11 protein-coding genes are annotated in these 14,978 nt (G+C 48.9%); 9 read left to right on the top strand and 2 right to left on the bottom strand.

Annotated features, from left to right (window positions below):
- Positions 1–423: 423 nt before the first annotated feature.
- Positions 424–1,098 (top strand): response regulator, encoded by a 675-nt coding sequence (locus BMZ51_RS02950; protein ID WP_068006167.1) that lies wholly within the window; start codon positions 424–426, stop codon positions 1,096–1,098.
- An 85-nt stretch (positions 1,099–1,183) separates the two neighbouring features.
- Here BMZ51_RS02950 and BMZ51_RS02945 read toward each other — a convergent pair whose 3' ends face one another.
- Positions 1,184–4,717, bottom strand: a complete 3,534-nt coding sequence (locus tag BMZ51_RS02945; protein ID WP_068006169.1) for a PAS domain-containing hybrid sensor histidine kinase/response regulator — start codon at positions 4,715–4,717, stop codon at positions 1,184–1,186.
- A 160-nt stretch (positions 4,718–4,877) separates the two neighbouring features.
- Between BMZ51_RS02945 and BMZ51_RS02940 the strand changes: the two genes are divergently transcribed.
- The 5 genes from BMZ51_RS02940 (at position 4,878) to BMZ51_RS02920 (ending at position 9,357) form a co-directional block, all read left to right on the top strand.
- Complete coding sequence (locus BMZ51_RS02940) at positions 4,878–5,603, top strand: hypothetical protein (protein WP_068006171.1); 726 nt, start codon at positions 4,878–4,880, stop codon at positions 5,601–5,603.
- A gap of 527 nt (positions 5,604–6,130) precedes the next feature.
- A complete protein-coding gene (locus BMZ51_RS02935; RefSeq protein WP_068006175.1) occupies positions 6,131–7,255 on the top strand; it encodes a PAS domain-containing sensor histidine kinase in 1,125 nt (374 codons plus the stop codon).
- A 28-nt stretch (positions 7,256–7,283) separates the two neighbouring features.
- Positions 7,284–7,892, top strand: coding sequence for a response regulator transcription factor (locus BMZ51_RS02930; RefSeq protein ID WP_068006180.1), 609 nt, complete (start codon positions 7,284–7,286; stop codon positions 7,890–7,892).
- A gap of 174 nt (positions 7,893–8,066) precedes the next feature.
- Entirely contained in the window at positions 8,067–8,402 is a 336-nt protein-coding gene (locus BMZ51_RS02925; protein WP_068006181.1) for a response regulator, read from the top strand.
- Between the two features lie 235 nt (positions 8,403–8,637).
- The gene (locus BMZ51_RS02920) at positions 8,638–9,357 is read left to right on the top strand and encodes a Crp/Fnr family transcriptional regulator (RefSeq protein ID WP_068006183.1); all 720 of its coding nucleotides are present in this window, start codon (positions 8,638–8,640) and stop codon (positions 9,355–9,357) included.
- Between the two features lie 172 nt (positions 9,358–9,529).
- On the opposite strand, the gene hemN is transcribed toward BMZ51_RS02920, so the two are convergent.
- Positions 9,530–10,879 carry an oxygen-independent coproporphyrinogen III oxidase gene (hemN, locus tag BMZ51_RS02915; protein ID WP_068006185.1) on the bottom strand — a complete coding sequence of 450 codons (1,350 nt, stop codon included), beginning with the start codon at positions 10,877–10,879 and terminating at the stop codon, positions 9,530–9,532.
- A gap of 215 nt (positions 10,880–11,094) precedes the next feature.
- Between hemN and BMZ51_RS02910 the strand changes: the two genes are divergently transcribed.
- The 3 genes from BMZ51_RS02910 to ccoO all read left to right on the top strand — a co-directional run bounded on the left by BMZ51_RS02910 (position 11,095) and on the right by ccoO (position 14,969).
- Entirely contained in the window at positions 11,095–12,186 is a 1,092-nt protein-coding gene (locus tag BMZ51_RS02910) for an AbrB family transcriptional regulator (RefSeq protein ID WP_068006186.1), read from the top strand.
- A gap of 378 nt (positions 12,187–12,564) precedes the next feature.
- Positions 12,565–14,220 carry a cytochrome-c oxidase, cbb3-type subunit I gene (gene ccoN, locus BMZ51_RS02905; RefSeq protein WP_068006188.1) on the top strand — a complete coding sequence of 552 codons (1,656 nt, stop codon included), beginning with the start codon at positions 12,565–12,567 and terminating at the stop codon, positions 14,218–14,220.
- Between the two features lie 14 nt (positions 14,221–14,234).
- On the top strand, positions 14,235–14,969 hold the full coding sequence (ccoO, locus tag BMZ51_RS02900) for a cytochrome-c oxidase, cbb3-type subunit II (protein ID WP_068006190.1): 735 nt from the start codon (positions 14,235–14,237) through the stop codon (positions 14,967–14,969).
- The last annotated feature ends 9 nt before the right edge of the window (positions 14,970–14,978 follow it).

Here is a 14,978-nt window from a genome sequence, read left to right as displayed (position 1 = left end):
CGGAAGCGAACTGCTAGACTAAAATTCTACTACCTAATACTAATCCCCAATCATCCAATCCTGAATTGAAAAAATACAGGATTATTGCGGACCATACTTTGGGCGCAACTCTTGAGTTCTGCGCACGCCTTCTTGCAATTTCTTAATGATTACTGCCTGTTTTGAGAGAAAAGCGCATGAGATAGGTGAAAACAATCAACTTCATGCTTGCCAGCACCTCCTTGTTTCGCATAATGCTCTTTCATAGGGGGTTGCGACCGACACAGGCTTTTAGGGCTTGAAGGTAGCAAGAAATTTATCGTGGCGTTTTGGGAGAGCTGCAAAATTTTCGCACATGCTCCTGATGCGCTGAAAACTGTATTTCTGATGATCACATTTCGATGAGACGGATCGAAAGCCATTGGAAGCAGTCTACGACAAGAAATGGAGGAGCACAGCGTGCAAAACGCGGTCCACCGCTTTATTATCGCTGATGACCACCCACTGTTCCGTGGTGCCATGCGTCAAACAATCGAGAAACAGTTTGCATCGGTAAAGATTATCGAGGCTGGGAGCCTTGATGAAGTCACCGCTGCACTCGATCAAGAAGAAGACGTTGACTTGATCCTCTTGGATCTGTCCATGCCGGGCATGCGAGGGTTCTCAGGTCTAATGTACTTGCGTGCTCAGTATGTGGGTGTGCCAATTGTTGTCGTTTCTGGAACTGAAGATCCGACCACAATTCGAAGTGCTATTGAGTTTGGTGCATCAGGATATATTCCAAAGTCACTTGGGATTGACGTCATTCAAGATGGAGTTTCTGTTGTTTTGGAGGGTGGAGTATGGATCCCGCCAGACATCGACTTAAACAGTGTTGATGAAGCAACCAAGATGGCTCAACGACTTGCGTCTTTGACACCGCAACAGGTGCGTGTGCTGATGATGTTGTCGCAAGGTCTGTTGAATAAACAGATTGCTTACGAGCTGTCTGTTTCCGAAGCGACGGTTAAGGCACACGTTTCTGCAATCTTGCAAAAGCTTGGTGTCGAAAGCCGAACACAGGCAGTCATCGCAGCAGCTAAGATCGAAGCTGGTCAGTGGCAAAGTATAGCTGGCTAATCGCTCTTGGCAGATATCTACGAAAAAAGGCGCTCCCAAGAGCGCCTTTTTTGTGGGTCATCGACGGGCTGTGCCGCTGTGAGGACTAGTTGTCTCCAAGAGAGGCTTTACAGCGCATCAGGTGGGCTCTGAGAACCGCCGGTTTGAGTGGTTTATGGATCATTTCCATATCCTTGTTAGTAGCTTCTGCCCGGACCTCAGCAGTTCGGTCTGCCGTTATGAGCATCGCAGGGAAGTGGACACCAAATTTCCAGCGCAAATGCACAACAGCTTCAATGCCAGTACCCTGATCCAGATGATAATCCGCCAAAATGATATCCGGCAGTGTTTTGTTGCTATAAACGGCCTTAGCTGCCTCTTGAGCGTTGGAAGCGGTAACCACATTGCACTTCCATGTGCGCAGCAATGCCTCCATGCCTTCCAGAATCTGAAGCTCGTTGTCGATGACAAGAATATTTAGACCAGCCATCTGACTGACGACAGCCCGAGGTTGTTCTTGCTTTTCTGCAACGGGAACACTCATTGCTTCTTTAATGGCGACCGAAAAGCGCGAGCCTCGTCCATCCTGCGATTTCAGCGATACCTTGAGATTGAGAACGGTACTGATACGTTCAACGATGGACAAGCCCAGGCCAAGTCCAGCAGCAATGCGTGCACCGTCATCAAGGCGCCTGAACTCCTTGAAGATCAGTTCCTGTTGGCGTTCTGGAATACCAATGCCGCTGTCGTAAACTTCGATACTCGCCATGTTGTTCTTGGTCCTGCGTATGCCAACAACCACGCCACCTTTTTTGGTATACTTTAGGCCATTGGAAATCAGGTTTTGCAGTAGGCGGCGCAAGAGGCGTCGATCAGAACGCACGCAAACATCAGTGCTCAAAATCTTAAGCTTGAGGCCTTTCTCCTTGGCGATCGGTGCAAACTCCACTCGCAAAGGGTTGAGAATGTCGTCAAGGCGGAATGCAGAAATCTCTGGCTTAAATGCCCGTGTATCGAGGCGGGAAATATCGAGAACCGCACCGATGATCTCCTCAACGGATTCCAAAGATGCTTCGATATTGCTTACCAATTTGCGATCTTCGGGATCGCCATCAGTGAACCGGTCGGTCAATGTTGAGGAATAAAGACGTGCCGCATTTAGGGGCTGCAAGATATCATGGCTCGCAGAAGCAAGAAATCTCGTCTTATCCTGGTAGGCCAGTTCAGCAGTTTTCTTCGCGGTTTCGAGCTGCTCATTCACCTTGGTCAGTTCTTCCGTGCGATCACGAACGCGCTGCTCCAGGTTTTCATTGGCCCTTGCCAAAGCCGCCTCTGCAAGAACGCGTTCAGTAATATCAGTATAACTGGTCACAAGCCCCCCATACGGCATTGGGCTTGTTCGCACTTCCAGCACTGTTCCTGAGCTGACAAGATGTTCCTGATAGGTCTCTTGTCGATGAAGGAAGTTATGCATCCGTAGGCCGACAATCTCATCGATATCACCTTCGCCGAACTCGCCTGCTTCTGCGATGAAGCGGATCATCTCCTCAAGCGAAGTTCCAACTTGCCCAAATTTTGCTGGTAGCATAAGCATTTCGCGGTATTGCCGATTCCAGCAGATCAGGCGCAGGTCCTTATCATAAACACAAATGCCCTGTCGCACTTGATCGAGCGCGATCTGAAGTAAGTCGCGATTATATTGTATTGCTTCGGTTGCATCGTCGAGGAGCTTGATCGCCTCTTGAGTGCCTGGATCGCGGCGCTTAAGCAAAAGTGAGAGCACCAGTCGCGCTGACGCTGACCCGATTGCACTGGCAAGCAGTTGTTCGCAAAACCTTAAAATAACGACATCTGCTTCTTCGCTGCTATCAATCGTAATACGATGTTCTGCTGCGTAGGTATCAAAAGAGCGCTGTGTGCGTTCTTCGCCCACATATCGAGATATTGTTGCCTGCAGGTCACCAATTGTAACAGCCGTACGAAGGTTTCGCAGGGTCGGGACTGGCGTGCTGCCCGTTGGAACAAACGTGTTGGCCTGAATGCGTTCAATTGCTGATGGCTGGCGTGAAAGTGAGAATATAACAAAAAATAGAGTGCCAGAAAGTAGGCTCAAGAGGACGCCATGCACGAACGGGTCCATTTCCAGATAAAACAACGCTTCTGGTTTAAGTGCCTCAATACCAAAGAGGCCGTGGGTCAAAATGCTGTCCCCAAAGATATCTTCGCGGGCAAAGACAGGCAAAAGCAAAGTGTAGAACCAGACCGCAAAACCGGCGGTCATGCTTGCAATCGCGCCCCGCGCAGTTGCTCTCCTCCAGATCAAACCGCCCAAAAATGCTGGTGCAAACTGCGCAATTGCAGCAAAGGACAAGAGGCCAATACTGGACAACGCTGCACTATCGCCTGCAACCCGGTAGTAAACATAACTGCCCAAAATGACGAGGAAGATCGACATGCGCCGAATACCGAGCACCAATTGGCTCATATCTTCGCCGGAGGTGGAGATGATCTCATCTTCGCTGCGGTGGCGCAAAATGATTGGCATCACCAGATCATTCGAAACCATGATTGACAGTGCGACAGTTGTTACAATCACCATCGCTGTAGCGGCAGATAACCCACCGATGAAAACCAGCAATGTGAGCCAGTCAGCATCATATGCACGTGGCAACGCCAGGACGAACATATCCGGGTCGACCGTACCACCTAAAATGGTGAGACCGGCAAGCGCAATGGGCACAACGAAAAGGTTGATGGCGATAAGGTAACTTGGAAAGAGCCAGGTGGCGCGTTTCAGCTCAGCTTCGCTGTTGTACTCAGTCACTGTCACATGGAACTGACGAGGAAGCAAAACGATAGCGAATAATGAAAGCAGCGTGATAACGGCCCATTTGCTTACATTAATGTTTGTGAAAAGGTCCTGTGAGCTGTTTGTATTTGCAAATGAAGCGTGAAGCAGGTCCCAGGGGCCGTCGAAAAGAATAAAGGTAACCCAAACGCCGATTGCCAGAAACGCGACCAGCTTCACAACGGCCTCGGTCGCGATGGACAGCATCAAGCCTTCCTGATGCTCTGTTGCATCAATATGCCTTGTACCGAACAGCCAGGTAAAGACGGCCATAAAGATAGCGATCAACAAGGTTTCATCGCCAAAAATGGAAACTTCAGCGTCATCTAAAGACAACAGCGGATGCAGAACAATTGTCCCGACTGAAAGGTCTAGCGCTTTCAGTTGAAGCGCAATGTAGGGTATCATGCCGATGAAAGCGATAAGCGTGACAATGGCACCGACCAGAGGGTTTTTTCCGTAACGTGCGGCGATAAAGTCTGCAATCGACGTGATTTTCTCCGCCTTCGCCAATTGGATCACCCGCAGGATTGCCGGATACCCGAAGGCAAACATCAAAATTGGACCTAGGTAAATGGCGATAAATTCGAAGCCATCTCGCGAGGCTGATCCTACTGATCCAAAAAATGTCCAGGATGTGCAGTACACCGACAGGGATAGCGCATATATAAGAGGGCGCCCCCTGGTCTTTTTTATACGGGTTTTTGCAACCTTATCTCCGTAGCTTGCAATAACAAACAACAGCAGTATGTATGCCAAAGCGACAAGGACTACGATCCAACCTTGAAGCATGCTTCCCCCGTCGGACTTGTAAGCCCGTAACTTCCAATAAGTGTTTTTTGTCTCTCAAGATTGCACAGTTGACCGATCTTTTGTGAAAGGCAAGAGTTCAATACGAGTTATTGCGTCTTTGTAACGGTAGATTTTTCTGACCACGACGAAAGGCTATGAGTTGGGACAGCAACGCAATTCTACTAAAGAGAACCAGCAAGGCGCTTTTACAAATATTGAGAAGGTATCACTCGATAACCCAAGTTTGATCAAGCGCTTCTATGCCTTCTTCTTCTATAGACCAGATCTGGATACCCTTGACGCCTTAAAGGGGTATCTGGCACGCAGTTCCGCGTTTCTTGCGCATCAAAATGTATTCGAATACTCCCGTTCAAGAGCCGGTATTCACTGGACGGCACTTCAAGAAGATGAGAATTTCCTGCCCGCTTTGGAGGTCGCTCGCTGGAATGCCTTTCTAATCACCAATGAACTTGTTGGTGAGATGGTGCTGAACGTGCTGCGAAAAAAAACATGGGCTGACGCGCAAGATATCGCAGGTATGATCGGGCAACTTCTCAAGGAAATAGTGCTTGAGCACCAGATTGTAGCGCAGTCCGGCAAACCTCGTTGGGGTGAGGCGGTTCAAAAGCTACCAACAAAGATGCGGACAGAAGCGTTAGGTCCATCAAAGAAAGTGGCTGATATTGCTGCACCCCATGTCTCCAAGATATTCGCGATGCTGCCGGTACACAAACGTCTACGCAGCCATGACGAACTATTGCTCCTAAATGGGCTTAGGTTAAACCTGCTTCAGCTCCAGCATGAGTTTTCTATCCGTGCAAATCATAAGGTTCTTTCAGAACTGGCGCGAACATATCAGGTTCGCTCACCTGACCCTGATCTGTGACAACTGCCTGTAGATCTGTAGCCTCGACTCATTAAAGTACTTTTCCTAGGTGCGATAAGGGCTGAGACTGGGGGTGTTGCAGTGGAAAAAATGGCGTTTGAAATCAATTTGACCTGCGACATATACGCGCCATACGAGTGTTCGCCTCTTCTACTTTTAGTTGGTGCAGTTTGGTCTTATTCCAATTTAAGCAGGAATTAAGGTGCCATCTCTAAAGGAGATAGAATAGCCATATTTTTTAATAAACCTAAGGGTTCTTTGGGGTTTGAAGCAGTAGCTTACTTTGGAGTGAGGCCTCTATCTCTGCTCTCTCAGAGCTTTTATCGCAAAAATTCACCTATAGGTTTAGTGAGTGTTCTTCAGTCTGGAGAAATATCAGCAAATTTAAGAAAATTGGAGGTTAAATCCGTCGCAGGCTAGGTGATTGACCTAGCTAGAGGCTTGGGGTAGCAGGTTAGTCAAAATACCCATCTATATACCCGTGAACATAAGCGGACGGGTACGCCTACAACAACTAGGAAACTGCTATGGTCTCCTCTTCATGCTTGCACAGTGTGCTGGACACTGCCGTAAATGGCATCATCATCATCGATGATAACGCAACGATCCAGGTCTATAACCGTGCTTGCGAGAACCTCTTTGGCTACACAAGCGAAGAAGCCGTCGGGCAGAACGTAAATTTATTGATGCCGGACGCTGTTGCTGCACAGCATGACGGCTATATCCAAAAGTACCTCAAGTCTGGTGATGCAAGAGTTGTTGGCATCGGGCGCGAGGTCGTTGCGCGTCATAAGGACGGAACACAGATCCCGGTTGAACTTTCCGTCGGGGAGGCACAAACCGAGAGCGGTCATCAGTTTATTGGTGTGCTCAAGGATTTGCGCGCGACAAAAGAATATGAAGAGCGCCTGCGCGTCCTTCAGTCCAATTTGGTGACCATGACACGAGTAAATGCGCTTGATGAAATGGGCGCTGCGATTGCACACGAAGTAAACCAACCCCTCACGGCGTTGATGCTATACCTGCAAACAGGTGCTCGCCGTGCAAGGGCGACAGAGCAGCCAGATGAGGCTATGATCACTCTGATGGACAAGGCTGTGACGGAAGCAGCTCGGGCAGGGCAGATCATCCAGCGAATGCGTAACTTTGTCGAACGACAGGCACCGCAATGTATCGGCACAGGCTTAGCGACGCTGATTGATGACTGTCTTGAGCTGGTTCGTGTCGGTCAGGAAACTGACGATGTGGAGTTTGTTTCTTCTTTCGTCGACTACAACTACCATCTGGAGTTGGATTCCGTACAAATACAACAGATTCTCGTTAATTTGATCCGAAATGCCGGAGAGGCTGTAAAGGATCGACCTGTTAAGAAAGTAGTCGTATCTGTAGAACGAGACGAAGAGAACGTTTTTGTTAAGGTTACGGATACCGGAGCAGGGTTGGATGAGGATGTAGTGTCGCACCTTTTTAAGGCCTTTACTGGGACAAAGCGGCGCGGTCTGGGTATTGGACTTGCGATTTCCCGAAGCATAGCCCAAAATCATGGTGGAGACTTGACTGTGGAACCATACGAGGAAGGTAAAGGTGCAACCTTCACTTTGCGGCTCCCGGTAAACTCAAAGGCAACAAGCAAAGCTGAAGCTGTTGTTTAGAACAAAAAGAATAAGGACCTGAGCAATCATGACAATGCCGTCTGTGATCCATATTGTTGACGATGATCCTGCGGTTCGCGACGCACTCTCGCTACTGTTTGAGACAGAAGGATTTCGCGTAAAATCCTTTGCGAACGCTGAAGAGTTTCTTAGTGGCGTAGAAGAAGAGACACCAAGTTGTGTGCTGCTTGACGTTCATATGCCAGGCCGGTCAGGTATTGATATTCTCAAAAGCCTGAACGGTGAAAAGTTCTCTGCACCAATCTTCATCATCTCTGGCCAGGGCGATATTCCGATGGCTGTTGAGGCGATCAAATTTGGCGCCTACGACTTTGTTGAAAAGCCGTTTGATGTAGAGTCCATCATATCACGTGTTCGTGAAGCGGTTTCCAGAAATGCACAAGCGGCTGGTTCCAGCACCATGAATTTTGCTGGCGCAGAGACACTGACACCACGCGAACGTCAAGTTCTGATCGAAATCACCGCTGGTTCTTCGAACAAAGAAGCAGGTCGAAATCTCAAGATTTCCCCGCGTACTGTTGAGGTTCATCGTGCGCGTATCATGGAAAAGCTTGGTGCCCGCAATGCTGCTGACTTGGTGCGCATTGTTTTGACAGGTGAACCACCTGCTGCTTGAGCGCGCCTAAATTTGGGCTAATCAAGGCGATATATACTTTCGGCCAAACTTAGCTCCGCCGAGTGTTACTACGCATTACAAGACCCCAGTGCTTGTTTAAAGTAACTGGTGAGGCAAAGTGCTGCACCTTTGTGCTTCACCTCACTAGCTACGAGAACAACGCTGGGGTTTGTTGTGATCTATATCGTTGAAGATGATGTTTCTGTGCGCGATGCGATTGCCAGGATGTTTGAGAGCCTGGATCTCTCTTGCGCGGCGTTCGCAGACGGAGAATCGTTTCTTGCAGATGCGTCACCGCGTTTAGAAGACACTGTTTTTGTCGACCTCCACCTTCCTGGGCTAGCTGGTTCTGACTTGATTGAGAAGGTCGCGGCTTTGGATGAAGCGCCACAAATTGTCGCAATCAGTGGTCAGCCACTCTGGAAGATTACACGAGAACTGCCAAAAATGAACGCCACGCCTATTGTACGTAAGCCACTGAAAGAACAAGATTTATTGACGTACGTGTAAAGTTGATTTAGCGCAAAAAAACGTTTGTTCCAGATCAAATTACTTTTTTGGGATTCTGGCTCCTAGGTTTTAATGCGTATTTTGGCGTTGCATTCTTATCATTAAATCTGCATCAACGGTTCAGGCAAGCAGTGACGGATGCTTGTCAGAGCCCAGAGGCATTTAGAGAATACACGAATAGTTTTCGCTACTTGCTTAGGCACGATGTTTGCGGAGGTATCCGCGAGGAGGGACTATGGTATCGGCCACATTGACAAAGTTTAGCGACCTTGATGGCCAGGCACCATTCAACGGTTGTCAGGAAAATTTCAAGCAGCCAGACGGTATTGGAAAGAATACCGGCCGGAAGCAGCGGTTGTCTGCCCATGACGTACTTTTCTACGAAGGCGATAAGGCTGAGCGTCTCTACGAGGTTCTGCGTGGAGTTATGATGCTCTACAAGCTTCTTCCGGATGGTCGTCGTCAGGTCGTTTATATTCTGCGTGAAGGCGATATGCTCGGCTTCTCAAACCGTGAATTCTTCGATTGCACTGCCGAAGCGCTAACAGAAGTAGAGCTTCAGGTTTTCGAGAGCCGTGAGATTTCCACCTCGCCAATGATGCAGCATTATGTAAATCGTTGCCTACTGTCTCAGATGGAGACCTTGCATGAGCATACGGTCCTTTTGGGTCGTAAATCTGCTCTTGAACGAGTTTCCACGTTCTTGATGAGCCTTGTACCTAATCGCGGTGGACACGGCTGTAGTGGGCCTATTGAAGAAGGTAAACCTGATACCAAGACGGTTGCACTCTCGATGACCCGCCAGGAAATTGCGGACTATCTCGGGCTCACGATTGAAACCGTAAGCCGCGTGATTTCCCAGCTCAAGCGCCGCGGTCTGATCAAGGTTGAAAAGCAAGACAGCATCCACATCACCAATATCTGCGGTATCTGCCAGCTGACTGGTATGCACTAGGCTTGTATCAAGAAGCACGGGCCATATACATGCGCCCGCCAGAAGACACTTACAAAATTGCTTGATGTGAAGTCGAGGTAGGCGCTGAGTTCTCAGCGCCTTTTTTACTTTAGATATGCAAAATAAAAGCGGCCTCAAAAGCCGCTTTATGTTTTCTTTAGTGGAAAAGAACTTATACCGCTACAGAGTGACGCGCTTGCTGTGTTGCAAGGTAACTATCAAAAGCAGCAGCCACCACACGAACATACCGACGCCCAGCATTGGTAACTGTCACAGTCGTTCCGTTTTGCTCAACAACGGCATCGTTCACCATGTCTTGCAGCGCTTCGGGAATCTTATCGAATTCACCTGCAGGCAGACCGTATTTTTGAGCTTTTGCTGCATAGTCGACCTGATAGTAGGTCATCAGTTGCATGATGATCTCTGCACGACAGAGATCGATCTGGTCAACAGCAATACCCTTCTTAATTGGTAGGGTTTCATCAGCCAGCATACGCTCCCATTCACGCGCAGAAGGTGTTGTTTGCACATACCCCTGTGGTAGGAAGCCGATAGAGCTACAGCCAAAACCGATCAGGCAGTCCGCATTGTCTGTGGTATAGCCTTGGAAGTTCCGGCGTAAGCGACCCTCTTTGAGTGCAATCGCCATCTCGTCGGTTGGCAGGGCAAAGTGGTCAAGACCAATAACGTCGTAGCCTGCTTCAACGAGCGCATCGCGTGACACGTCAGAAAGCATGATCCGTTCGTTGGTGCCAGGAAGGTTTTCTTCTTTAATCAGCTGCTGGTGTTTCTTGAACCAAGGAACGTGCGCATATCCAAAGAGTGCGACGCGGCCTGGTGCCAAGGCTTTTGTATACTCGACAGTTTCGCGGATTGTTTTTTCGGACTGGCCTGGCAAGCCGTACATCAAGTCAAAATTGATATCATTCAGTCCAACATTGCGGAGCGCAGCAACTGCTTTCTCGACTGTTTTGAGAGGCTGAATTCGACCAATCTGTTTTTGAACATCTTCATCAAAGTCCTGCACACCAAGACTGGTGCGTGTGATACCCGCCATCTTGAGTGTTTCGGCGAGATAATCTCCCACTGTCCTTGGGTCAAGTTCAATTGCATGTTCAATATCATCAGTGAACACGAAGTTGGCCTTAAGCTTTTCGACAATTTTTAGAAAAGCTTCCCGAGGAACCAGACTCGGCGTCCCACCACCCCAATGAATATGATGAACAGCGCGACCTGTTCCAAGTCGTGCAAGCACAAGGTCAATCTCTTTGAGCATCAATTCGACATAAGCCAGCACGGGCTGGATCTTCTTAGTCGCTTTGGTATTGCAACCGCAGTAGTGGCACATTTCCTGACAAAACGGCACGTGCAGATAGAGCGACAACGGGGTGTCACGAGGAATACTCTCCAGCCAGTCACCATAGATCGCAGGCCCTACTGCTTCACTGAAATGAGGTGCAGTTGGGTAAGAGGTATAACGAGGTACGTTCAGCGACGCATATTTTTGCTCTAGATCGGTCATAACGCTACCATACGCAAATGGACTAATTCGACTTTGATCCCTGTCAACATCACGGAGTTTTTAAAAAACTCAAGTGCGATCAATTAATTCGACGTGTTTGTGCGCGTGTCCATAGCTCCAGGTTGAAAGGATACATTGATTGATTGAATCAAGATTGATCATATGAATTGCTGTTTGTATCTCTGTTGTCCTATTAGATGGTGAGAGGTAAGGCCATGACTGGAAAAGACAAACTGAATTTGCTTGGAGTTCTGGCGCTTGGGGGTGCTGGTGCTCTCGCGTTTGAGACGCTGTCTCTACCAGCAAGTTATCTCGCAGGTCCTATGGTTGCTGTTGTTTTGGCAAAGTCACTATCGCTGCCTTTGTTCTCAAATGCACAGCTGGAGCTTCCCAAGTCGATGGTCTCGGCCAATTATATTTTTATAGGTGCAGCTATGGGATCCGCAGTTTCTCCTGGCTTTTGGGCAGGCGCTGCAGTGTGGCCATTTTCGATACTGGCGCTGGTTATGGTTGTGAGTTGCATTACATCTGTTGTTTATCTGTATGCCTATAAAAAGTGCGGATGGGCGCGTGATGAGGCGTTTTTTGCCGGACTGCCAGGCGCGTTGGGGATGACGGCGGCACTTGCACAGGAGAGGGGGGCACCCATGGACCGGATTATGGTCGTCCAACTTGTACGCCTCTTTCTCTTGATCGCAGTCCTGCCATTTATCATTTCAAATATCGTCGATGGAGGCGTTCATGGCATCAAAGATGGCGCAGCTGCTGTCGTTGTTACTGCAACGACTGTCACTGAGCTTTTCGCTGCTCTTGGAATATGTGCTGCAGCAGGGTTTGGCGCCCAAAAACTACGAATGCCATCAGGCTTTCTAACCGGGGCTTTCTTCGTAAGTGTACTCCTTAATTCAACTGGGTTCATGGAGTTTGCATTGCCTGTCTGGCTTATAATGCCTTGTTACACCATCATGGGCACCACAGTCGGTTTATATATAAGCAAGATGGATGCAAAAGCACTACGGCCTATGCTTGGAACATCGCTTGTGGTTTTTGCGATTAGTTTGTCCGTTGCCTTAACAGGCGCTCTGATAACGTCTTGGGCGCTGTCGATCTCGTTTGATAAGGTTTTTCTTGCATTTGCCCCAGGGGGAATGGAGGCAATGCTGCTGATTTCAATCCTTCTTGATATCGATCCGGTCTTCGTAGCAACACATCAACTGGCCCGTTTTATCGGCCTCCTGGCGCTAATGCCACTCGTGACGCGATATGTTCTGGGCCCGGTTCCTCTCCAACAAGCTGCCAGCGAGTAGGCGGTGTTCCATCGCGGGTAAATAAGGCTGAACCAAAAGCAATTGTGCGCTGCGGTATAATGTTCGCCCGTAATCCGGCAGATTATGATTCTATGTATGCGGGTTCGTGCTGATTTACCTATCAAAATACGCGAGATTTTGAGAGAGCACTGAAAGGTGCTCCAAACTGCGCCAAAACAACGCATCTGACCTTAAACTTATGTAATATATGAGTAAAATGCGAAAATATGGGGTCTAGTTGCGAATTAGAGTAATTTTATTTTTTTTGTTCGAGTTTTTTTTGACATGTATCAAGGGCGGGGCATTTTGCCACCCATAGAACTACCCTCAGGTTCTCCTATCCGGATGAGCTTGTTTACTTTATATGGGGCGAACATCATGGGTGAGCGGAAAGTCAGATATCTGTCGCTCGAAGAAGGCGGATTTTCCCTCCTTCTTCTCGCGATAGCGATTTTCTGTCTGGTCATCGCAGGGAAAACCTGGGATCAGGTCTTAGCATTTCATACCGCATTGATTGCACTTGCATCATTAGCAGGTATTTTTTACATTTTTCGCCGATACTTCGACGGAAACAATACTCCCGCACCGCTGGAAATTAACGGTAAGCCTAACTACAACATGGGCCCTGTTAAATTCACGACGTGGGCATCTGTTTTCTGGGGTATCGCGGGCTTCTTGGTAGGAGTGATCATCGCATCTCAGCTGGCTTTCCCAGCTCTGAACTTTGACCTGCCATGGATCAATTTTGGACGGCTTCGTCCACTGCATACTTCTGCTGTTATTTTTGCGTTCGGCGGTAACGTGCTTATCGCGACTTCATTCTACGTTGTGCAACGCACCTGTCAGGCACGTTTGCCAGGCGCAATTGCCCCATGGTTTGTCGTTCTCGGTTACAACCTTTTCATCGTTGTGGCAGGTACCGGTTACCTCCTCGGTGTTACACAGGGTAAAGAGTACGCTGAACCAGAATGGTATGCTGATTGGCTGCTGACCGTTGTATGGGTCGGATACCTGCTGACATTCCTCGGCGTCATTTGGCGGCGTAAGGAATCTCACATTTATGTGGCAAACTGGTTCTACCTTGCGTTCATCGTAACAATTGCTGTTCTGCACTTGTTCAACAACGCCTCGCTCCCAGTAAGCATCTACTCCACCAAGTCCTACATCGTTTGGTCTGGTGTGCAGGATGCGATGGTGCAGTGGTGGTATGGCCATAACGCAGTGGGCTTCTTCCTGACAGCTGGCTTCCTGGCAATCATGTACTACTTCATTCCGAAGCGTGCTGAGCGTCCGGTTTATTCTTACCGCCTGTCAATTGTACACTTTTGGGCGCTGATCTTCCTATACATCTGGGCTGGTCCTCACCACTTGCATTACACCTCACTGCCACAGTGGGCGTCTACGCTTGGTATGACCTTCTCTATTATCCTTTGGATGCCGTCCTGGGGTGGTATGATCAATGGTCTGATGACCTTGTCCGGTGCTTGGGACAAGCTTCGTACTGACCCTGTTCTGCGTATGATGGTGGTTTCCGTAGCCTTCTACGGCATGGCAACCTTCGAAGGGCCATTGATGTCTATTCGTGCAGTGAACGGTTTGTCTCACTACACTGACTGGACAATTGGCCATGTACACGCAGGTGCTCTTGGTTGGGTTGGTTACATCTCCTTTGGTGCTTTGTACTGCCTTGTTCCTTGGCTCTACAATAAGAAGTCTCTGTACTCACTTCGCCTCGTTAACTGGCACTTCTGGGTCTCTACTATGGGCATTGTGTTCTACATCTGCTCCATGTGGGTATCTGGCATCATGCAAGGCCTGATGTGGCGTGCTTATGACAGCCTCGGCTTCCTTGAGTACTCATTCATCGACACAGTAGATGCGATGTATCCGTTCTACGTCATGCGCGCGTTTGGTGGTCTTCTCTTCCTCGCAGGTGCTCTCATCATGGTTTACAACCTTGTGATGACAGTGCGCGTAGGTGAAGAACTCGAAAGTGACGCTGCAGGTCAGCCTGCACTGGCGCCAGCGGAATAATCGGGAGATCACGAATGTCTGCTTGGAAAAAACACCAAATCTTCGAGAAAAACTCGCTGATCCTGATTGTTGGCATCGTCATCATGATCTCAATCGGCGGTCTCGTTGAAATCGTACCTCTTTACTACCTCAAGAGCACGATTGAAAAAACAGAGGGTATGCGCCCTTATACTCCGCTTGAGCTTGTAGGACGTAACATCTATGTGCGCGAAGGCTGTTATGCCTGTCACTCACAACAGATCCGTCCGATGCGCGACGAGTTGGAGCGCTACGGCAACTACTCACTGGCTGCCGAATCCATGTACGATCGCCCATTCCAATGGGGTTCCAAACGTACTGGTCCTGATCTCGCTCGTGTGGGCGGTAAGTACTCTGATGAGTGGCAGCGTGATCACTTGATCAACCCGCGTTCAGTGTCTCCGACCTCTGTGATGCCTGGCTACCCATTCCTGATGGACGCCAAGCTCTCCACAATTGAGATCGAAAACCATCTGAAAGTGAACGCAATGTACGGTGTTCCTTATTCTGAGGAACAAATTGCAAGCGCAAAGGTGGATCTTCTCGCGCAGGCAGAGCCTGACAGCGATGCAGCAGAAGCGTTCGAAGAGCGCTACCCTGGTGTTCTCATCCGCGACTTTGACGGCAACGCCAAAGAAGTGACTGAGATGGATGCACTTGTAGCTTACCTACAGATGCTTGGCACGCTCGTAGACTTTAGCCTCTACGACGAAAAAGCAAACCTGCGCTAAGGAGCGGAT

The sequence above is a fragment of the Pseudovibrio axinellae genome, from assembly GCF_900110875.1.
In the GTDB taxonomy this organism is placed as follows: domain Bacteria; phylum Pseudomonadota; class Alphaproteobacteria; order Rhizobiales; family Stappiaceae; genus Pseudovibrio; species Pseudovibrio axinellae.
The sequence above is the reverse complement of the archived record's forward strand: the minus strand, read 5'-3'. Positions and strand labels throughout refer to the sequence as shown.

Excerpts from the sequence above, each read along its gene's own strand:
- ccoO (WP_068006190.1), top strand. The coding sequence starts at position 14,235 with ATGTCTGCTTGGAAAAAACACCAAATCTTCGAGAAAAACTCGCTGATC.
- BMZ51_RS02910 (WP_068006186.1), top strand. The coding sequence starts at position 11,095 with ATGACTGGAAAAGACAAACTGAATTTGCTTGGAGTTCTGGCGCTTGGG.
- BMZ51_RS02920 (WP_068006183.1), top strand. The coding sequence starts at position 8,638 with ATGGTATCGGCCACATTGACAAAGTTTAGCGACCTTGATGGCCAGGCA.
- BMZ51_RS02935 (WP_068006175.1), top strand. The coding sequence starts at position 6,131 with ATGGTCTCCTCTTCATGCTTGCACAGTGTGCTGGACACTGCCGTAAAT.
- BMZ51_RS02950 (WP_068006167.1), top strand. The coding sequence starts at position 424 with ATGGAGGAGCACAGCGTGCAAAACGCGGTCCACCGCTTTATTATCGCT.
- BMZ51_RS02930 (WP_068006180.1), top strand. The coding sequence starts at position 7,284 with ATGACAATGCCGTCTGTGATCCATATTGTTGACGATGATCCTGCGGTT.
- ccoN (WP_068006188.1), top strand. The coding sequence starts at position 12,565 with ATGGGTGAGCGGAAAGTCAGATATCTGTCGCTCGAAGAAGGCGGATTT.
- BMZ51_RS02945 (WP_068006169.1), bottom strand. The coding sequence starts at position 4,717 with ATGCTTCAAGGTTGGATCGTAGTCCTTGTCGCTTTGGCATACATACTG.
- hemN (WP_068006185.1), bottom strand. The coding sequence starts at position 10,879 with ATGACCGATCTAGAGCAAAAATATGCGTCGCTGAACGTACCTCGTTAT.